This window comes from Stenotrophomonas sp. STEN031, assembly GCF_056759975.1.
Window position 1 is genome coordinate 1 of sequence record NZ_JBRREA010000031.1, and the last position, 17991, is coordinate 17991.

The 17991-nt window shown below is 59.1% G+C and carries 22 protein-coding genes, 1 tRNA gene and 2 pseudogenes; 5 read left to right on the forward strand and 20 right to left on the reverse strand.

Features of this window, described 5'->3' with window-relative positions; genetic code table 11:
• The first annotated feature begins 122 nt into the window (after positions 1-122).
• On the forward strand, positions 123-353 hold the full coding sequence (locus tag ACVOLQ_RS14190) for a DUF1653 domain-containing protein (RefSeq protein WP_303746830.1): 231 nt from the start codon (positions 123-125) through the stop codon (positions 351-353).
• 655 nt (positions 354-1008) lie between these two features.
• Here the strand turns inward: ACVOLQ_RS14190 and ACVOLQ_RS14195 are convergent.
• Positions 1009-1557 (reverse strand): DUF805 domain-containing protein, encoded by a 549-nt coding sequence (locus tag ACVOLQ_RS14195; RefSeq protein WP_481528425.1) that lies wholly within the window; start codon positions 1555-1557, stop codon positions 1009-1011.
• A gap of 709 nt (positions 1558-2266) precedes the next feature.
• Between ACVOLQ_RS14195 and ACVOLQ_RS14200 the strand changes: the two genes are divergently transcribed.
• The 4 genes from ACVOLQ_RS14200 to ACVOLQ_RS14215 all read left to right on the forward strand — a co-directional run bounded on the left by ACVOLQ_RS14200 (position 2267) and on the right by ACVOLQ_RS14215 (position 4443).
• Positions 2267-2761 carry a tyrosine-type recombinase/integrase gene (locus ACVOLQ_RS14200; protein ID WP_481528426.1) on the forward strand — a complete coding sequence of 165 codons (495 nt, stop codon included), beginning with the start codon at positions 2267-2269 and terminating at the stop codon, positions 2759-2761.
• 194 nt (positions 2762-2955) lie between these two features.
• Positions 2956-3378 (forward strand): type II toxin-antitoxin system RelE/ParE family toxin, encoded by a 423-nt coding sequence (locus tag ACVOLQ_RS14205; RefSeq protein ID WP_481528427.1) that lies wholly within the window; start codon positions 2956-2958, stop codon positions 3376-3378.
• On the forward strand, positions 3375-3899 hold the full coding sequence (locus ACVOLQ_RS14210; RefSeq protein WP_481528428.1) for a helix-turn-helix domain-containing protein: 525 nt from the start codon (positions 3375-3377) through the stop codon (positions 3897-3899). The genes ACVOLQ_RS14205 and ACVOLQ_RS14210 overlap by 4 nt, the downstream gene beginning before the upstream one ends.
• Positions 3874-4443, forward strand: coding sequence for a hypothetical protein (locus ACVOLQ_RS14215; RefSeq protein ID WP_481528429.1), 570 nt, complete (start codon positions 3874-3876; stop codon positions 4441-4443). Before ACVOLQ_RS14210 ends, ACVOLQ_RS14215 begins: the two co-directional genes overlap by 26 nt.
• 520 nt (positions 4444-4963) lie before the next feature.
• Here the strand turns inward: ACVOLQ_RS14215 and ACVOLQ_RS14220 are convergent.
• The 19 genes and pseudogenes from ACVOLQ_RS14220 to infC all read right to left on the reverse strand — a co-directional run bounded on the left by ACVOLQ_RS14220 (position 4964) and on the right by infC (position 17946).
• Complete coding sequence (locus ACVOLQ_RS14220; protein WP_481528430.1) at positions 4964-5413, reverse strand: hypothetical protein; 450 nt, start codon at positions 5411-5413, stop codon at positions 4964-4966.
• Between the two features lie 271 nt (positions 5414-5684).
• Positions 5685-6719, reverse strand: a complete 1035-nt coding sequence (locus tag ACVOLQ_RS14225; protein ID WP_481528431.1) for a RelA/SpoT domain-containing protein — start codon at positions 6717-6719, stop codon at positions 5685-5687.
• Positions 6720-6859: 140 nt separating this feature from the next.
• Positions 6860-7194: pseudogene (locus ACVOLQ_RS14230) on the reverse strand (SOS response-associated peptidase family protein); the annotation flags it as partial.
• Positions 7100-7498: a hypothetical protein gene (locus ACVOLQ_RS14235; protein WP_481528432.1), complete on the reverse strand. Its 399-nt coding sequence runs from the start codon at positions 7496-7498 to the stop codon at positions 7100-7102. The gene ACVOLQ_RS14235 and the pseudogene ACVOLQ_RS14230, both read right to left, overlap by 95 nt.
• Positions 7498-7929 (reverse strand): structural protein P5, encoded by a 432-nt coding sequence (locus tag ACVOLQ_RS14240; RefSeq protein ID WP_481528433.1) that lies wholly within the window; start codon positions 7927-7929, stop codon positions 7498-7500. The genes ACVOLQ_RS14235 and ACVOLQ_RS14240 overlap by 1 nt, the downstream gene beginning before the upstream one ends.
• Positions 7930-8103: 174 nt before the next feature.
• Positions 8104-8640, reverse strand: a complete 537-nt coding sequence (locus tag ACVOLQ_RS14245; RefSeq protein ID WP_481528434.1) for a hypothetical protein — start codon at positions 8638-8640, stop codon at positions 8104-8106.
• 172 nt (positions 8641-8812) lie between these two features.
• Positions 8813-8980, reverse strand: a complete 168-nt coding sequence (locus ACVOLQ_RS14250) for a hypothetical protein (RefSeq protein ID WP_481528435.1) — start codon at positions 8978-8980, stop codon at positions 8813-8815.
• Positions 8981-9269: 289 nt separating this feature from the next.
• Complete coding sequence (locus ACVOLQ_RS14255; protein WP_481528436.1) at positions 9270-10103, reverse strand: hypothetical protein; 834 nt, start codon at positions 10101-10103, stop codon at positions 9270-9272.
• 377 nt (positions 10104-10480) lie between these two features.
• Positions 10481-10975: a hypothetical protein gene (locus tag ACVOLQ_RS14260; RefSeq protein ID WP_481528437.1), complete on the reverse strand. Its 495-nt coding sequence runs from the start codon at positions 10973-10975 to the stop codon at positions 10481-10483.
• Positions 10972-11166, reverse strand: a pseudogene (locus ACVOLQ_RS14265) (Ref family recombination enhancement nuclease); the annotation flags it as partial. The gene ACVOLQ_RS14260 and the pseudogene ACVOLQ_RS14265, both read right to left, overlap by 4 nt.
• 179 nt (positions 11167-11345) lie before the next feature.
• A complete protein-coding gene (locus tag ACVOLQ_RS14270; protein ID WP_481528438.1) occupies positions 11346-11885 on the reverse strand; it encodes a hypothetical protein in 540 nt (179 codons plus the stop codon).
• A 168-nt stretch (positions 11886-12053) separates the two neighbouring features.
• A tRNA-Pro gene (locus ACVOLQ_RS14275) sits at positions 12054-12130 on the reverse strand.
• Positions 12131-12191: 61 nt separating this feature from the next.
• A complete protein-coding gene (locus ACVOLQ_RS14280; RefSeq protein ID WP_057629341.1) occupies positions 12192-12548 on the reverse strand; it encodes a MerR family transcriptional regulator in 357 nt (118 codons plus the stop codon).
• Positions 12529-12828, reverse strand: coding sequence for an integration host factor subunit alpha (locus ACVOLQ_RS14285; RefSeq protein WP_054657702.1), 300 nt, complete (start codon positions 12826-12828; stop codon positions 12529-12531). Before ACVOLQ_RS14285 ends, ACVOLQ_RS14280 begins: the two co-directional genes overlap by 20 nt.
• 21 nt (positions 12829-12849) lie before the next feature.
• Positions 12850-15231: a phenylalanine--tRNA ligase subunit beta gene (gene pheT, locus ACVOLQ_RS14290; RefSeq protein ID WP_481528439.1), complete on the reverse strand. Its 2382-nt coding sequence runs from the start codon at positions 15229-15231 to the stop codon at positions 12850-12852.
• Positions 15232-15365: 134 nt separating this feature from the next.
• Positions 15366-16361 (reverse strand): phenylalanine--tRNA ligase subunit alpha, encoded by a 996-nt coding sequence (gene pheS, locus ACVOLQ_RS14295; RefSeq protein ID WP_481528440.1) that lies wholly within the window; start codon positions 16359-16361, stop codon positions 15366-15368.
• Between the two features lie 206 nt (positions 16362-16567).
• Entirely contained in the window at positions 16568-16927 is a 360-nt protein-coding gene (gene rplT / locus ACVOLQ_RS14300; RefSeq protein WP_054657697.1) for a 50S ribosomal protein L20, read from the reverse strand.
• Positions 16928-16937: 10 nt separating this feature from the next.
• The gene (gene rpmI, locus ACVOLQ_RS14305) at positions 16938-17135 is read right to left on the reverse strand and encodes a 50S ribosomal protein L35 (RefSeq protein ID WP_002811096.1); all 198 of its coding nucleotides are present in this window, start codon (positions 17133-17135) and stop codon (positions 16938-16940) included.
• A gap of 286 nt (positions 17136-17421) precedes the next feature.
• The gene (infC, locus tag ACVOLQ_RS14310; RefSeq protein ID WP_282265677.1) at positions 17422-17946 is read right to left on the reverse strand and encodes a translation initiation factor IF-3; all 525 of its coding nucleotides are present in this window, start codon (positions 17944-17946) and stop codon (positions 17422-17424) included.
• Positions 17947-17991 lie beyond the last annotated feature (45 nt).

The window sequence follows — 17991 nt, forward strand, 5'->3', positions numbered from 1 at the left end:
TTTAGCCGATATGCGCGCACCGTCATGGATCGAACCTGCCCCCCCCCCCGTTTGCAGTCCGCAGGGCAACCCTTTCTTCCAGCTGCTACGATCCGCCGCCCCACCCGACAGAGAAACCATCAATGTCCGACCTTCCGCCTCTTCCCAGTCTCGCGCTTGGACGCTATCGCCACTTCAAAGGCGGCGAATACGAAGTCATCGGCCTCGCCCGGAGCAGCGAAACATTGGAAGCCCTGGTCCTCTACAAGCCCTTGTACGGCGACCTAGGCGTATGGGCCCGGCCCTATGCGATGTTCATGGAACAGGTGACTGTCGAAGGCGTGTCCCAGCCGAGGTTTGCCTACCAAGGCTGATATCGGCGTGCAGGCGCGACCATTTCACACGCAGCACCGTGCCGGAGCCTAAACGAGTCACAACGAGACGGACCTGCAATGACAAGTTCGGCGGCGGCTGACGCTACCGATGTCCCCACTTCTTGAACGCAATCTCCGCCGTCTCAGCTCGCAATCTGCGCTCATTCCGCCGTGCCCATTCCTCGCATCCCGCCCTGCCGGTCTCGTAGCTCCGGCAGTTGCGCGGCGGATGCAGCACCGCTCCGCCAGCCGGGGGCAGGTGGTACGCCAGATTCACGAACCACGATCCGTCCAGCCGCTCGACCAATCGGGATACGGCAATCTCGTTGACGTAGATCGCAGTCAGCTGGCTCTCGAAGTCTGCGACCTTCGCCCATTTGAAGTTGTCTGGAAGCATGGCCCAGCATGGCGCCGTGGCGTCTCAAAGGCTGGGATCTGAGACAGCAATGCCTTCAACCAAGTGATGCCGCCTTGAATGGCTAATCAGCCCTGAACTCATCCGGCCAGAGTGGCTCTCGCTCGATCGGGTGGCTGATCTGGATGCGGGGTGCCTCGATTCTCGAACCCTGCCCAACTGGAACTGGAACTGGAGTTGGGACTGATCTTTCAACAAGCGTGTACGCCGAAAGAGAGAACTGGCGAAGGACTCCTTTACTCATCGCGTAGCCACCTCGGCCGGCTCCTTCGCCTTGGTGGGATAGGTGAGCAGATAGAGCAGCACCAGGATGCCACCAACCGGCGCCAGGCTGATCAGCTGCCACCACGGATTGAAACCAGCGTCGCGCAGGCGCCTGGTGCAGGCCGCTATCCAGGGCAGCAGCACCAGCAGCGAGGTGATCTCCAGCGCCCATTGGCCAATGGCCTCGGCGAAAAGCTGGGCGAAGGCAAGCACCATCGCAACAGCCAACGCGAACCACCAGAAGTCCGGTCGCGGGGTTGTGCCGGTGAACTCCAGGCCGCGCAGCACACCGTCGCGCATTGCCTCCAGCGCTGGCTGACTGGGGGACGGATTACCCGTCAGCAGGCTTTCGGCAGCCACCTCGAAGACAGCAGCCAGTGCCCGCAAGGATTCCGTCGAGATCTTCGCGCCCGACTCCAGGCGCTGGATGGTCCTCAGGTTCAAACCGCTCAGATTGGCCAACTGCTCCTGCGACCATTGCCGGCCGGTGCGGAGCTCGCGAAGTCGGGCGCTGTTGATGTGCATGAAAGATTCCTTGAATCAGTTGTTTGGCTCACCAACATCATCCCGACGTTCCCGGTCGCGGGTAACGACATCAGCCCGACACGGGCAGGACACGAGCCCGACCTGGCACTGGCGGTCCCATATCTGGCCTGAGCATAGCGCCCTGCGCGCCCAGGATTCATGCATTAGGGGAGTCGTCCTGAGGACAGCCCGCAGGGGATGCCCCGAAACTGGTCGCGGCCAATCACTGTTCCACTGCATCCAGCCAGTGCCTCGTACCTCGTCACCGAAGTAGCGGACAGCTGGCAACCACAACGAAAAAGGGCCTGCGCAATGAAGCGCAAGCCCTTGTTCGTGATGCAGTAGTGGTCGGGACGGCCGGATTTGAACCGACGACCCTCTGCCCCCAGGCATCGGCACTGAGCCAAGTAAGCCATTGAAATGGCTTGGAAATGGAGGGGGTCTAACTCTGGCAACATTGGCCTTGCCGGGCCTATGCATATCAACGGGTTACGCGGCGACAGGGTGCACTGGCGACGCCGCAGAGCATAGCTCGGCACCCAAACAGATCACCGTAGTCCCGGCGATTTGCCAGATCGCTCAGATCGTTAAGCTGGCGTTGCAAGGCTTAACAATTGTGGAAGTCGACGAGGGGCATTTCCCAAATCTGCGGAATCAGAGGCCGATTCGGCCATCCCATTGAGTGCCATATGCCTAGGTCCCGACCCTCATGGCCACTTTGGCCAGGCGAGACGCCCGATCACGCCGCGCCCTGCGCTTTACCATCTTGACGGCGGCTCACACTGACGAGGTGGTTGGTGTCGATTGGTCCGAGTTTGACCTGGTCGCCAAGGTATGGAGCATTCCGGCCAGCCGCATGAAGGGCGGGCGGGAACACTCGGTACCTCTGACCGCCGCGGCTTTGGCCATCCTGCAACCTCTCAGCCGAAAAAAACCTCCGTTCAAGCTGTCAGAGAACTCCATGCTGTACCTGGGACAGAAGCCGTCACCCAAGGGACTGGGACTACCCTTCACTGTCCACGGCTTCCGATCCAGCTTCCGTCACTGGGCCGCGGAGGAAACGGAAACACCCAATGAGGTTGTCGAGGTGGCCTTAGCACACGCCATCCGAAACAAAGCAGAAGCCGCGTGTCGGCGTGGTGCATTGCTGGATCGGCGCCGGGTACTGATGGATGAGTGGGAGACCTACCTAAGTCTTGAGTAGATCGAGATGCTACGGACCGGGACCACACTCCCCCGGTTCGGATACCAGGCGACCACCTAAAGGGCCGTACGGATTTGCCCGATGGATAGGAGACAGATAACATCGCGACCACTTAGCTGAACATGGAATAAGGGGGCAGCTTGACAATCACGGATGAGCAAACTTGTACATCCATAACCTTGAGGTTATGATCAGTGACATGGCAGATTGACCTGTCAGACCAAGTGGCGGCGTTTCTGGACACACTGACCGTGGATGAACGCACCCGCGTAATCGGCGCGATTAGCAGACTGGAGCATGCAGGGCCTAACTTGCCCACCCCCTATGCAAAGCTGATTGTTGGCTCTAAACATAAGAATATGAAGGAGCTAAGGATCGACTATGGCGGCAGTTGCTTCAGAATCCTGTACGCATTCGATACGAGCAGGAAGGCGTTCCTCTTGGCAGCTGCCGATAAGACTACATATGGATATGAGCGCTTTTATGATGATTACATCCCCATAGCGGATGAGCTGTTCGACGCACGAATTGCGGCCTTGAGTGCGAAGAAGGCCACGGCAAAAAGTGCTAAGGCGACCAAGCGCGGGCAACGGCCAAAGAAGGGGAAGAAACCATGACAACTAGCTTTACTGATTACCTCGCCAGCCGAGGCTTAGCCGACAACCCATCAATCCTTGCAGCGAAGGACGAGGCCCTCTTGGGTCTACCGTTAGCGGCCCTTCGCGAGTCTGCTCACGTCACCCAAGCTCAGGTCGCCGCCATTCTGGGCAAAACTCAAGCAGCAATCTCCAAGTTTGAGAGTCGGAACGACTTCCTGCTTTCGTCTCTGTTCGAGTATGCGGAAGCTATCGGAGCGCGCGTCGATATCGAACTGGCTGTTGCCGACAAGCAATTCCATCTTCGCGAAAACAAAGATGAGGATGAAAGCAGGTACTTCTCACTCAAAGAGAAGGCGCGTCGCGCGTCTTGCTCGATCCTAAAGTTCGCCTCCGCATTCGATGAGAGAAAGCGACCCGCGCGAGCGCACTCCGCCTGGGCCGAGTTCAACGCAACCACCTATGAGCACGCTGTTCCCTCCTCACTCGTCGAACAGTTCAGCAAAGCCGCCAACGATGAAAACCAGTCCGCTGCAGCTTGATCTTCCGGAGTACCCGGAAGTATCGGTTCGTGCAATACCTCGCATTGACGAAGCTCTCTTAGAGACACCTTTGCCAGTAGTAGTGCATGTGGGCGTTTCCTATGAAGCTGATGGTAAGCACTTTGCATTCATCAACATTCGACAGGAAGACGAGCGTTTTCCCTACGTACTTAGGCTGGATGCTTTCTGCACTTTTTCGATCGACGTGGAAGGGTGCAGAGCTGCCTACAAGACTTCGTTCAACCCCGGCGTCATAGGCGCAAATGTTGGACGAATACTCTTTTCGGGCGCCCGCGAACTTATCAGCTTTGTAACATCCCGGTCTCCTTGGGGAGCCGCGACTTTGCCTAGCTTGATGATCGAGCCTGGCGATGTCGAGCTTCAATTTGAGGACGGTAAGCTGGCGGTGATTCTCGAAGAGACCTTCGGTTTCAGCAAAGATCGCATTCAAGAACTGCAAGCGATGGCTCTGGCTGCAGAGCAAGATCCTGCGTCAACAAAAAAGCGACGGAAGGCAAAGGCAAAAAGCCAAGTCAAAGACTAGATCACAGGTGATCGCGACCGCATCCTTTTGCGATAAGCGCACCTTCTACCGCGCCGCTGAGCCCATCCTCGACTTGCTCAGGGGTGCCCGATAAGACTCTACCAACGGCCCGCTGAAGGCAGTGCCGCCCCTAGCTCTGCACCCTCGCCTCACAGGCCTGCCGAGTACCGCGGGTCAACGCCTGCAGGGCTGCCTTGTCTCCCGTCCTTTTTCGACGCTTCACCCGCCGGCTGGGCAGATCGTTGCCCCGTGCCTCGATCCATCGCTCCACCCACATCTTGCCCTGGCGGTAGGAGCCGGCCTTGAACCAGAAGGACCGGCCTTCCCAGTTGAGGGTTCCGCCCCCCTCTCCAGCTTCAAGAACACCTCAGTCCCGTAGTTGAAACATAGGTAGCAGGTGTCAGGGCTGTCGAGCCAGCGATGGCGTGTAGGAAGTATTACCCATCGTGAGGTTGAGCCGTCTCAGACACTGGGACTCTGCCCTTGGACTACGCCAACGCGTACGTCCAGCGAGGGAGCGCTAGGAGTTCCGGCCATTCGACCATGGCCAAAAACCCTGAATCAGTCGTGTTAAATAAGCGAGGACCCAAGCCGCAAGCGGCACCACCATCGAAAAGTAATGGCCAGCTACGGCATTTGAATAGTCTGCGCGGGCTCCTGGGAAAGGTGACTCGACAGAACTCCCGCCCGCTCGTGTGTAAAGCATATTTTGAAATTCGAAGTGCCCTTGAACAGACCCAATTGCCATTAATGCCACGGGCAAGACGTAAAGGAGCCACCACCAGAGTTGCAACTCCCCATCCTCAATCACCGCAGCCAGCCCAAATCCAAAGGTCGTGATAATCAGGACAATAATCCCAACAACAACTAGAAGCCAATTCCCACAGGATGCATAGATCTGCCAGAGGTCCCATAGCAACCCGAGAGCCAACACAGTCAGATAAACAGATCGGTTCTTCTCAATTTCCATATGAGCATCATCCTTGAAAAACAAGCGTAGCCACTCGATTCGAAATCCTCGCCACCGAGTGACTAATGGACATGTGAGATCAACGTTCTTCCAGGCAAAAGCAATCCTTACCTAGGATACCTACCACCGGCACCAACGCGCGATCCTGGACTGACGACATTGGTCTGCCGCTTGTCGGAACCCAATCAGCACGAATAGCAACGGATCAGCACGAATCTGCCTTTGGTGAGCCCATTGACATCACACCGTCGTCCTCAGCATCAGATCATAACTACTTATTCCGCTTCAAATTTTTAATGATGTCGCGATATGGGAGCGGTATCGAATCAATGTCTTGCGTCTCCTGCAAGCCATCCCACAGCATCCCCATCTTGCGCATATCATCGACTGAGCGGACGGAGGTGAGCCAAGCCGGACTACTTTCAGAGTCCATTTTCAGCTTCTTGATCTGAGACCGAAGAGTCTTAATGGTCTCCTCCGACTCAGCTCCGCGATTTTCTAATTCTTCCAGCTTGACAAGCGTTTGCTCCAGCGAGGCAAAAGCCTCATCCTTTTCCCGCTGCACGGAAGCAAACTTAGCACGATTACTAATCAAACTCTCGGACAGTCCGATAACAAATCCACCTATCTCATCTGCGCTTCCGGCAATTCGATTGAAAGTTTGCAATATGTACTCAATCAACGGATCATCGCTGAAGTTTGGATATCGAACTCGATGATCGATTTCGCTCCAACCTTCCTCAAAAAGCGTCCGGGTCTGCACTTCAAACGCCAACTCTCTATCAAACGGTCGCGACTTGAAAACATAGTGAATCGAGCGATATCCCGCTCTATGCTCCTTGACGTCAATTCCAATTGCATCGAGCTTAGACCGGTCGTCGCCGTCACGTATGTATGCAAGGGGTACCTCGCCCGTGTCCCAGTTTTCACGAATAAGCTCATGCACCTTCAGTGCATCTGCCTTTAAGAGATGCAGCGCCCTTATTCCGATCAGATCGGTAACAGTAACCTGATAGTTGTCGAGGGATATCTCCCAGTATTTACCTGTCTTATCTTGGTCAGCAACACGCTTCCGAATAATCTTCTCCATCAGGTGCGCAGCATCCTTCACGCGCCAGCGAACGGAATGGACCCCCTCCATCGATTGAATCCGATTTGCAAAGAGTTGCGCGCACTCCGAAAGATCCGTTGCTCGCGCGACGTGATCTGCACCAATCTTTTCGAGCAAACTCCACTCAAGTTCAGCGCGCGCCCAATCCGCGCTACTGATACCCTGCTTCGCCAAGAAATCATCAACGTCCGTCACCCTGTTCCCCCGATAGTCTGCACTTTATCCAGGAACGGCACTATACGATTTCGGCGACCACTCCGCCGCTACGCAGGCTCGGCGATGTTTGAGAAGAACGTCCCTCAGTTCGGCGGCGACCCGAATACTACAAGATGAACCTAGGCAGCGATGCGATGCTCGTAGAACGGATGCCGCTTGTCGTCGAAGATCCCATACAGCGCCTGCAGGTTCGCCGGGTCCGGATTGAGCCATGCCTCGATGTGCTCGGGCTTGATGCTGATGATGGTCCGGTCGTGGCCGGCGGCGGCCACCTCCGGCTCGGGTTCATCAGTGATCGCCGCAAAGCTGAGCAAGTCCGGCTCCTGCCCTTTCGGGTCGGGCCAGTGTGACCACAGGACTCACCCTTCCAGAAGCCCTCCAGGTTGTCGCGTCGGGCGCTGTAGGTCCCCGGGTACTTCTCGTCGTAGAACGCAGGCTTCCCCGCCGGTCGGCATCACCGCCCCCAGTCCGCGAAGTAGACCTTCCAGCGTCTGCACTCGCATGCGCAACCGGTGCGCTTCCTCCTGCGCCTCGCGCCGCAACTTGATCTCCTCGTCCAGCTGCGTGCCCATCCGGGCCTGCGACTGCTCAAGACGATCAATGCGCTCTGTCAGTCCGCTCACCAGGGTGACGTTGGCATCCGTCTCCGTCCGCTCTTTCTTGCGGCTGTTGATGACGCCCCATATCTCCCGCACCGCCCATAGGGCGAACGCACCGCCTGCAGCCCACCTGGGCGCGGTCGTCGGATCACCGTCCATCAAGTGAGAGCCTGGCGCACACCAGCCTCGATCACCGACTCGTCCCAGAACAGGCCACTGTTCCCGTGTCTGGCAATGGCCGTCACCATGCGCTGCAGTGGCACCTGCTTGCTGAAGCTGACGATCTCACGGCTGCCCACACCAACCTCCCGGGCCACTTGGGCGATGTACGCATCGGTGTTGTTCTCCACCGGAGGAGCCCAGCGATTGATCATGTCGCAAACCGTCCGCAGGCCATGCCTCTTCTGGTAGGTCAGCAGCGTCTTGGCCAGCGCGCGGAAGCCAGCCGGCGGCGTATCGAACACGCAGAAGCGCGGCTCACGGCGCAAAGCCTCAACACCGCGTTCCTCGCTCTGCCACACCGCGTTGGTGCGATCAATGTTGCCTGGGTTTCTGTTCCGGACGCCGCGCGGCTCTGGTTTCGTGCTCATGGGTGAATCCCTGTATGGCAAAGGTGCCCGTCGCCGCGGCTTGACTGGCACGATGATTGGTTTCGTGAGGGTGGACGGGCGGAAACGAAGAAGCCCCGGCCTTCAAGCCGGGGCTTCGGATACAACTATTGACGGCCGCAGAACTCAACCGCTCAACAACCTCACTGTCAAATCCTATCGGTCGAACCAATCCAAGGATCGCGAGCAAACAGGAAACTTAGAACCGTAGACGTCCGTATAGGTGACCTCAATTTTTAACGTCGATAGCTCGAGGCTCAGACCTTCAATATCTCGACCGTTCAAATACGGGTCCGCCTTGTATCTCAAGAGCACAATAGTGCCATTCGACGGAATGGGGCGACCATCGATGTTTCCCACGTACCAATCCGTTTGCTTCAAGGTAGTGGCATTCATCAAGCAATCGCCGTGTAGCTTGCCATCCTTGAATACGCGTAGTTCCCGCACAATCAGTGGACCAGCGCCGTGATTGTTAAGCTTTATGGTAATTTCTTGCGTTAGATCACTGAAGGATATCAACGGTAAAGGCAGAACAGATAAGCGGTTGTGCTCTCTCTGGGTCCTCCATGCGATCCACGCTAAAAAGCAAGCCAAGAGAGCAACAATAACCGCCGGCTTGTCCGCCGCTTGCCATGCTGACACAGCTCCGGCCACCAGTCCGTTCAACGCAGTCAGCGCCTTTTCGCAAATCATCCCACCCACCTGTTCTAAGTAGCCATCTTGCCGCGCAGCGAGTCTAAAGCACGGCCCAGCTCATATCGATACAACCGCAAGATAAGACTACCGCCACACGGCTCCGCCACCTTCGTCGCCTGACTGGCCGCGGCGGAGAACTCGGCTTGGACGATCAGCCCTCCAGCGGCTTCTAACGCATCGTCGCTGCTATCCACAAATATCCCAAGCTCAGGTTGCCGGGGATACCCAATACCACCGCGATCTCTGGGTGGTATTGCGCCGGGTCGGCCTCGTTGCCCTGCGGCTCGTCCGGTTCGGCATGATGGCGCTCTCGGGGTTCGGTATAGGTGCCCGTCACAACAGTCCGGCTGCGGTCGATGATTGGTCCGGTGAGGATTGACGGGCGTAGAAGGTCGAATCACCACCACTGCCTGGTGCGCAGGCCAGTCATGGCGTTTCTGGCGAGCTTGCGCGCGGCATCGGCCTCAATCGCCTCACGGCGAGCGGAGGGGCATTCGGCGCGGTGGTGATCGGGAGTAACGCCTGAAACAAAGAAGCCCCGGCTTTCGCCAAAGGCTTCTATGTCAAGCTTGCACAAATATCATACGAGAGGCGCACATCAGTCAAGTGTTCCCGTATTTAGGGCGTTACTTTAAAGGTGTCTGGGGACTGAGGGTCTGCCATGGCCACTTGTCAACTTTGAACAGAGGTGGAAGCTTCAATAGTCCGGCCTGTACAACAGCGGCGATCATCATCGCCAAAGTAAGCGCTACCAAACCTCGCTGAACGCGCAAGCCCGCCCCGTGTCGCCTTTCATCTTCCTCAAAGCGTTCAAGGCTAGAGACTCCTTTGCCAGTAACCGCATAAGTTCCATTCAAGAATCGCAGATCACCGGTATCCACCAAACCATCAATAATCATTATCGTCCGATTCTTCGTGACCTCATGATTAGGGTGATAGAAGTAGTCCCTGCCGTAGGTAAAAAGCAGGAGTTCAATTCTTCCGACGGGACGGCCGCTTTGCTCTTGGAGTACGCGCAACTGCCCTAGAAGCTCCATTCGGTCCTTTCTCACCAGCTGTCTACGAGCGGCATATTGCTTACGCAAAGCAAATCGCAATTTACTTAGACGAATCCGAGCATAGCCGAGTCGGTGAATCTGCTCGTAACTAAAGGAATCCCAGTCATTCCAGACGAGTTCGTAGTGACCGAAGTAGTGAAAAATCTTCACTTGGGCTTGTATGACCTCATACAACGAATGGACAACTTCTCCCTCGAACCTCTCAATAGAGTCATCCCACGGCGAAGAAATGAGCGCCATACCTTCCCGTCGTTGAAGTAGGAAAGACTCACCGCCTATGATCAGATTGACGCTATAACAGTCCACGCGAGCCGCTTTTTCACCCGTTCTTGGTATTCGCCCTGGACAAGACTTAGCTAATGCAATATCTACCAACTGAACAAGTCGATCGCTTGATATCACTGCATTCTCCGATCAAGTGGATCTCCAAGTGTAAGCCTCCCGCAATAGCCACTCCATCCATCAGTGCATGAAGAGTCGACATGACACCAGAGATCAATCGCTTACAACGATTCACGCAGCGCCTTAAGAATGAGGAGCCGCTTGACTATCCCGCCAGCTGGACGGTGGACCTCGTGAAGACGACTTTTGAGTTGCTTACGCTCTTGGCACTTTTCACATTTATAGGTGAAAGATTTCATTCAGAAGCGGCACGAATCGCGGCCCTTGTAATGAACGCAACCTTGGGCCTGCACCTCGGAAACAGACTGTCGAAGCTGGTCTATGCCGTAGTTCCTTCGGCAAATTGGCTGCGATATTCACTCCAGCTTGGGGTGCTTCTAACGACAGTACTTTGGGCCAAACGATTGGTGAGCGGGATCGTCAACCAACTCGCAATTTAGAGAGCTCAACCCACCCTCCAGCCACCCGCGCACTCGCTGAAAGCCCAGTTCTACGAGGCTTAGGCACTGCCGACTGGATACCGGCTGAACTCCACAGTTCGCCATCAACATAATGGCCGTCTCGAACCGCTCAACCTTCCTCCTTCCCAATCCGCAATGGTAGTCACGAAGCGCGCGGGCCATCGCGATGTTGTCGTTCGTAATACTGCTGACAATGTTCTCGATGCGCTGGGCTCGCTCGTCCGTCTCCAGCGGTTTGTAGCCCTGTCCCCTGCTCGGCATATCGCCCCGGTGCTCTATGAGGACCGCCAGCATGCTCTTGGAGTGATGGCCGAGGTAGTCACAATCGCGGTGCAAGGCGAACTCCCTACCCCAGTGCTCCAACTCAGCTCGCACGTAGGCGCCGAAAAGATCCGTTTGCACGCCACTCATGCTGCCTTCCTCAGTTCATTCACGAGTGTCTGTTGTTCGATCAAGTAGTCGTCGCTGCCGTGGGTCTCGTTGAACACCCGGGAGCCATCCATCAGGCTCGGTCCGTAGATCTCGCGCGTCTCTGCCAAGGTCTTGCCCTCCACCGGGTGCCGGCGGTGGTGCCAGATGCAGAGCGCAAGGCCGAAGAAGTGCCCGCGGCGGCGGTTTCAGCTCTTGGCGTGGTTGTAGTCGCAGCCGTAGACCACCTGCCGCTAGGAGAGAAGGCAGGCCATCTGGAGCACCAGGCAGGCCATGCACGGACCAGCCTTCGCCTATTCGATCCGCTCAGCTTCGGCTGCAGCCGGGGTTCCGGCCGAGTGCTGCATCGCCATCAGTCGAACCCCAGCTCCTGGGCAGCCCGCGCCATCGCCGCAGCGGCAGATTCCCGGTTGCACACGCTGGGTGAGACCGGCCTTTCGTGGACCAGCGCATGAACCGCTGCCGGGAGCGCTCCGCCGGCGGAAACGTGCTGCATCGCCTGGCTGAAGGCGGCAACCACCATTCGGGACTGCTGGTACCCGTCCGCGACGTTGAACGCGTGCAGATCCATCAAGGAACGCACTAGGACAGCCAAGGGACTGCGGACTTGGCCCGGTCGCAGCTCCTGCTCCACCTGCGGCAGCGATGGCAGGCCGAGACACAGCCCGCGGAACTTCGAAGGATTCGGCGGCCACTCCAGCCCCATGCGCATGCAAGCCGCCATGCCCTCACCCAGCTGGCGCGGCAGCAGACCTTTCAGCGCCAGCGCCCAAGTTTCGCCGGCCACAGTCAGCGGACCGTCCGCGCTCGCAGGCACCAGGCCGTTGTCGCGCTTCCACTTGCCCGGGAACATCGCTTCCATCTGCTCCCACAGGTTCCACAGCGCGTCCATGGCGCGCTGGCTGACCGAGCACTATCTCGGTGGCCATGAAGCGCCGTGGCAAGCAGTTTCCACCGGCATTTCGTTGCCTCGATAGTGGACGAATAGTGGACACTTAGTGACCACAACGAAAAAGGGCTCACGACGAATGCCGTAAGCCCTTGTTCTTAAATCAGTAATTGGTCGGGACGGCCGGATTTGAACCGACGACCCTCTGCCCCCCAGGCAGATGCGCTACCAGGCTGCGCTACGCCCCGATCGTTACTGCTTTCGCCTTGCGGCGAGCCGGTGATTATACCGGTTTTCACACAAAAAAGTTCAGCGACGGAGCAGTTGCAGTACTTCTTCCAGCTCCATGCGCACCTGCTTGATGATCTGGTTGCTCAGCGCCGACTCTTCGCGGGCACCCTCGCCTTCCAGTCGCAGGCGGGCGCCACCGATGGTGTAGCCCTGTTCGTACAGCAGGCCGCGGATCTGCCGGACCATCAGCACGTCGTGGCGCTGATAGTAGCGGCGGTTGCCACGGCGCTTGGCCGGCTCAAGGCTGGGAAACTCGGTTTCCCAGTAGCGCAGCACGTGCGGCTTTACATCGCACAGCTCGCTCACTTCACCAATGGTGAAGTAGCGCTTGGCCGGAATCGGCGGAAGTTCGCGGTTACTGCCCGGATCCAGCATATGCCTCCACCCGCTCCTTGAGCTTCTGGCCCGGACGGAAGGTGACTACCGTACGGGCGGAAATCGGAATTTCCTCGCCGGTCTTGGGGTTGCGACCCGGGCGCTGGTTCTTGCGCCGCAGATCGAAATTGCCGAAGCCCGACAGCTTCACTTGACGTCCCTGTTCCAACGCATCGCGCAACACATCGAAAAACGCGTCGACAAATTCCTTGGCCTCACGCTTGTTCAGACCAACTTCGTCGAACAACCGATCCGCCATCTCCGCCTTGGTCAATGCCATGCCTGCTCCCTGTTTGCCGCCTCAGCCACGGATCTTTGCGCCGTGCCCGCGATCAATCGCCGCCACCACCTCGGTGACTACGGCTTCCACGTCGCGGTCCGTCAATGTGCGCGACTTGTCCTGCAAAATCAAGCCCATAGCCAAACTCTTGAAGCCCGGCTCGACGCCCTGGCCGACATAACGGTCAAACAGCGCCACTTCGCGCAGCAGTTCGCCACTGGCAGCACGGATGGTGGCCGACAGGTCAGCCCAGCTGACCGATTCAGCTACGACCACCGCCAGATCACGACGCACGGCCGGGAAGCGCGACAACTCGCTCGAACGCGGCAGCGAACGCGCAGCCAGCGGGGCCAGGTCCAGCTCGAAAGCATAGACATCGGCATCCACGTCCATCGCCTTGGTCAGCCGTGGGTGCAGCTGGCCAATCCAGCCGATGCACTCGCCATCACGCCAGATGTCCGCCGAGCGGGCCGGGTGCGCATACGGGCGCTGCGAGGCACGGAACTCCAGGCTTGCGCCGGAGGCCGCAGCCAGGGATTCCAGATCACCCTTGAGGTCGTGGAAATCAACCTTGCGCGCTTTCTCGCCCCACTGCAGGGTGGCAGCATCGCCGCACACGGCAGCCGCAATGCGCACGGTTTCCTTGGGCGCGGGCTTGCCCTCGCCGGCCTGCGCCGCGAACACGCGGCCAATCTCGAACAGGCGCACGCGGCCAGCCTGACGGGCGACGTTGCGGCCCAGCGTTGCCACCAGACCTGGCAGCAGCAGCGGGCGCATCACTGCCAGCTCGGCCGACAGCGGGTTGGCCAGCGCAACCAGACCTTCATCCAACTGCCACTGCTTCAACAGCTCGGCATCGACGAAGGCGAAATTGATGGTTTCCAGCATTTCGCGGGCCACCAGCTGGCGGCGCACACTCAGGTCATCCAGACGGGTTTCGCTGGGCATCGCGATGCGTGCAGCGCCGCCCGGCAAGGTGGTCGGGATCGACTCATAGCCGTGGATGCGAGCCAGCTCCTCGATCAGGTCTTCTTCGATGGCGATGTCGAAACGACGGCTCGGGCCGGTGACGTTCCAACCATCTGCAACAGCCTCGACCTGCATGCCGAGCGCGCGCAGGATGCGCTCGACTTCGGCGTCTTCAATCTGGATGCCGAGCACGCGCACGATACGGGCGCGACGCAGCAGGATCCTGGCGGCGACCGGCAGATCGGCTTCACGCACGGCTTCGGTGACTGGCGCAGGCGTACCACCCGCGAGGTCCATTACCAGCTTGGTGGCGTATTCAATTGCGGTACGCGGCAGCTGCGGATCCACACCACGCTCGAAGCGATGGCCGGCATCGGTGTGCAGGCCCAGCTTGCGGCCACGGCCCATGATCGCCGCCGGGGCGAAGTGCGCAGCCTCCAGGAACACCTTGCTGGTCGCATCGGTGACGCGGGTATCGAAGCCGCCCATCAGGCCAGCCAGGCCGACCGGACGGTCGGCATCGGTGACCACCAGGAAGCTGTCGTCCAACGTGGCGTCGCGGCCGTCGAGCAGCTTGAGGCTTTCACCAGCACGCGAGCGGCGCACGGCAATTTGCCCCTTCAGCGTATCCAGGTCGTAGGCATGCATCGGCTGGCCGAGTTCCAGCATCACGTACTGGGTGATATCGACAAGCAGCGACACCGGGCGCACGCCACTACGGCGCAGGCGCTCGGCCATCCACAGCGGCGTGGTCGCAGCGGCATTGACGCCTTCGATCACACGGCCGAGGTAGCGCGGTGCTTCGGCACCGGCATCAAGCTGGATGCTCAGTTCACGAGCGCCCTGAGCCGGTACGGCGTCGGCAGCGAACGGCTTCACTTCGCTGCGGGTAGCGGCTGCCACGTCGAAGGCGATGCCGCGTACGCTGAAGCAGTCAGCGCGGTTCGGGGTGAGTTTGATCTCGATGCTGGCATCCGGCAGGCCGAGGTAATCAACCAGCGTGGTGCCGACCGGTGCGTCGTCCGGAAGTTCCAGCAGGCCGGAGGCATCGTTGTCCAGGCCCAGCTCCTTGGCCGAACACAGCATGCCGTTGGATTCCACGCCACGCAGCTTGGCCGGTTTGATCTTCAATTCGCCGATCTGCGCGCCAACCATGGCCAGCGGCGCGACCAGACCCAGGCGCGCATTCGGCGCGCCGCAGACGATCTGCAGCAGTTCGGCCTGGCCTGCATCGACCTTGCAGATCTGCAGACGATCGGCTTCCGGATGGCGGGTAGCTTCGACGATGCGCGCGACCACCACGTTGCCCAGGCCTGCGCCCAGCGCGGTGACTTCTTCGACTTCCAGGCCGATGGCGGTCAGCACGGCGCTGAGTTCGTCGCGCGATGCGGTGGTCGGTACGTGGCTGCGCAGCCAGCTTTCAGAGAATTTCATGTGTCTACCTTGAGGGGAGGCGCGCCTCCCGTTGCGGTTTTTTGTTGATGCCCAGCGCTTTGCGCCTGGGGCTGGTCAACGTTATTGAGCGGATCAAGAGCTGCCGAGCATGGCTCGGCACTACAGCTGTTCGTTTACGCGAACTGCTTAAGGAAGCGGACGTCGTTCTCGAAGAAGGCGCGCAGGTCGTTGACGCCGTAACGCAGCATTGCGAACCGCTCCACGCCCAGGCCGAAGGCGAAGCCGGTGTAGCGCTCCGGGTCGATGCCGACCGACTTCAACACGTTCGGGTGGACCATGCCGCAACCCAGCACTTCCAGCCAGCGGGTGCTGCCATCGGGCTGCTGCCAGGCGATGTCCACTTCCGCACCCGGCTCCACGAACGGGAAGTAGCTCGGGCGGAAACGCATCTCGAAATCGCGCTCGAAGAAGGCGCGCACGAACTCGGACAAGGTGCCCTTGAGGTCGGCGAAGTTGGAGTGCTCGTCCACCAGCAGGCCTTCGACCTGATGGAACATCGGCGAGTGGGTCTGGTCGCTGTCGCTGCGGTACACCTTGCCGGCCGCGATCATGCGCAGCGGCGGCTTGTGGTCGCCCATGTAGCGCACCTGCACACCAGAGGTATGCGTGCGCAGCAGGCGGCCGTCGCCGAAGTAGAAGGTGTCATGCATGGCGCGCGCCGGGTGGTGCGGCGGGAAGTTCAGCGCCTCGAAGTTATGCCAGTCGTCTTCGATTTCCGGGCCTTCGGACAGTTCATAACCGAGGCGGGCGAAGATTTCGGTGATGCGCTCCAGGGTGCGCGTGACCGGATGCAGACCGCCGCGTTCGCCATGACGGCCCGGCAAGGTGACATCGATGCTTTCAGAGGCCAGGCGTGCATCCAGCGCGGCGTTTTCCAGCAGCGTCTTGCGCTCACCCAAGGCAGAGGACACGGCATCGCGCGCGATGTTGATCGCCTCGCCTGCCGCCTTGCGCTCCTCGGCCGGCAAGGCGCCAAGCTGCTTGAGCTGGGCAGTGATGCTGCCACTCTTGCCCAACAGCGAAACACGCAGGTTTTCCAGCGTTTCCGGGCTCTGCGCCGCGGCTACATCGGCCAGCGCCTGCGCGGTCAAGGATTGGATGTCACTCATGGGATCGACGAAACCTCTGGCCGGCTTGCCTACGCGGTACGCGCCGGGCCGACCCCCGTCGCCACCAGTGGCTGACCGCCGCGCAGCCATCGGCAGCGGCAGCGGCAACCAGCACAAAAAAGAATGGGGAAGGACTTGCGCCCTTCCCCATGCATTGTCTCACCACAGCCGCTGCGCGTGAACGCTACAACTGCTGCAGGAAGAACTTATGCCGCCAGTGCGCCCTTGGCCTTTTCTGCCAGAGCGGCAAAACCGGCTGCGTCGTGCACGGCGATATCAGCCAGAACCTTACGGTCCAGGGTGATACCAGCCTTCAGCAGGCCGTTCATGAAACGGCTGTAGCTCAGGCCGTTGATGCGGGCAGCCGCATTGATGCGGGTGATCCACAGCGAACGGAAATTGCGCTTCTTCTGCTTACGGCCAATGTAGGCGTACTGCTGTGCCTTGATGACTGCCTGCTTGGCAACGCGGAAGACCTTGCGACGGGCGTTGTAATAGCCCTTGGCGAGATCCAATACTTTCTTGTGGCGGCGGCGCGCCTGCACACCACGCTTTACTCGTGCCATGGTTCAGTCCTCAGAGGTAGGGAAGCATACGGTCCAGACGGCCTGCGTCTTCTGCGCGGACGTGATTCGTCTGACGCAGGTTACGCTTCCGCTTGGTCGCTTTCTTCGTGAGGATGTGGCTACGGTTGGCGTGACCGCACTTGTACTTGCCGGAGGCGGTCTTGCGGAAACGCTTGGCCGCCGCCCGGTTGGTCTTGATCTTGGGCATTGCTATGTCCTTGATGGTCTCTTTACTGACTGGGCGGTGGGCTGCCCCACACTTTCCATCCTTGCCCTTGTCTGTCAAAAGCCCGCGCTCCCACTGGAGGCAGGCAGGTCCTGGGGTGAAGCAAACAACAAACCCGGCGAACCGGGCCGCCCATTATGCCTTGTGCACCAGCCACTTGCAAACCGCAAGCGGGCTGGCACTCAAATTGGCTGAACAGGCATGCAAATAGGGAGGTAGCCGAAGCCCCTCCCTGTTCAGCAAAGCAGCAGGCCCGGAGGCCGACGGCTTACTTCTTCTTCGGCGCGATCATCATGACCATCTGCCGGCCTTCCAGGCGCGGACGGGACTCGATCACGATTTCCTCACCCAGATCAGCCTCGATCCGGTTGGCCATCTCGCGACCCAGTTCCTGATGGCTCATTTCGCGGCCACGGAAGCGGATGTTGACCTTGATCTTGTCGCCGTCCTCGAGGAAACGACGCATGTTGCGCAGCTTGATCTGGTAGTCGCCCTCGTCCGTGACCGGACGGAACTTCACTTCCTTGATCTCGACCTGCTTGGTCTTCTTCTTGGCCTCATTGGCCTTCTTCTGCATCTCGAACTTGAACTTGCCGAAGTCCATGATCTTGCAGACAGGCGGATCGGCCTGAGGCTGGATTTCAACCAGGTCCAGGCCTTCATCTTCGGCCATGGACAGCGCTTCGTCGCGCGACAACACGCCAATCATTTCACCGTCACTGCCGATCACGCGTACGCGCGGCACCCGGATTTCCTGATTACGGCGGTTCTGTTTGTTGTCAGGGATACTGATATTGCAATCTCCAAGTGGATTAGTACCGGCCCTGCGGAGTGTCCG

Excerpts from the sequence above, each read along its gene's own strand:
- ACVOLQ_RS14280 (WP_057629341.1), bottom strand. The coding sequence starts at position 12,548 with ATGCTGGATCCGGGCAGTAACCGCGAACTTCCGCCGATTCCGGCCAAG.
- ACVOLQ_RS14220 (WP_481528430.1), bottom strand. The coding sequence starts at position 5,413 with ATGGAAATTGAGAAGAACCGATCTGTTTATCTGACTGTGTTGGCTCTC.
- ACVOLQ_RS14270 (WP_481528438.1), bottom strand. The coding sequence starts at position 11,885 with ATGGACGCGCTGTGGAACCTGTGGGAGCAGATGGAAGCGATGTTCCCG.
- ACVOLQ_RS14235 (WP_481528432.1), bottom strand. The coding sequence starts at position 7,498 with ATGGACGGTGATCCGACGACCGCGCCCAGGTGGGCTGCAGGCGGTGCG.
- rplT (WP_054657697.1), bottom strand. The coding sequence starts at position 16,927 with ATGGCACGAGTAAAGCGTGGTGTGCAGGCGCGCCGCCGCCACAAGAAA.
- pheS (WP_481528440.1), bottom strand. The coding sequence starts at position 16,361 with ATGAGTGACATCCAATCCTTGACCGCGCAGGCGCTGGCCGATGTAGCC.
- ACVOLQ_RS14190 (WP_303746830.1), top strand. The coding sequence starts at position 123 with ATGTCCGACCTTCCGCCTCTTCCCAGTCTCGCGCTTGGACGCTATCGC.
- pheT (WP_481528439.1), bottom strand. The coding sequence starts at position 15,231 with ATGAAATTCTCTGAAAGCTGGCTGCGCAGCCACGTACCGACCACCGCA.
- ACVOLQ_RS14240 (WP_481528433.1), bottom strand. The coding sequence starts at position 7,929 with ATGAGCACGAAACCAGAGCCGCGCGGCGTCCGGAACAGAAACCCAGGC.
- ACVOLQ_RS14245 (WP_481528434.1), bottom strand. The coding sequence starts at position 8,640 with ATGATTTGCGAAAAGGCGCTGACTGCGTTGAACGGACTGGTGGCCGGA.
- rpmI (WP_002811096.1), bottom strand. The coding sequence starts at position 17,135 with ATGCCCAAGATCAAGACCAACCGGGCGGCGGCCAAGCGTTTCCGCAAG.
- ACVOLQ_RS14285 (WP_054657702.1), bottom strand. The coding sequence starts at position 12,828 with ATGGCATTGACCAAGGCGGAGATGGCGGATCGGTTGTTCGACGAAGTT.
- ACVOLQ_RS14195 (WP_481528425.1), bottom strand. The coding sequence starts at position 1,557 with ATGCACATCAACAGCGCCCGACTTCGCGAGCTCCGCACCGGCCGGCAA.
- ACVOLQ_RS14260 (WP_481528437.1), bottom strand. The coding sequence starts at position 10,975 with ATGAGTGGCGTGCAAACGGATCTTTTCGGCGCCTACGTGCGAGCTGAG.
- ACVOLQ_RS14200 (WP_481528426.1), top strand. The coding sequence starts at position 2,267 with ATGGCCACTTTGGCCAGGCGAGACGCCCGATCACGCCGCGCCCTGCGC.
- ACVOLQ_RS14210 (WP_481528428.1), top strand. The coding sequence starts at position 3,375 with ATGACAACTAGCTTTACTGATTACCTCGCCAGCCGAGGCTTAGCCGAC.
- ACVOLQ_RS14215 (WP_481528429.1), top strand. The coding sequence starts at position 3,874 with ATGAAAACCAGTCCGCTGCAGCTTGATCTTCCGGAGTACCCGGAAGTA.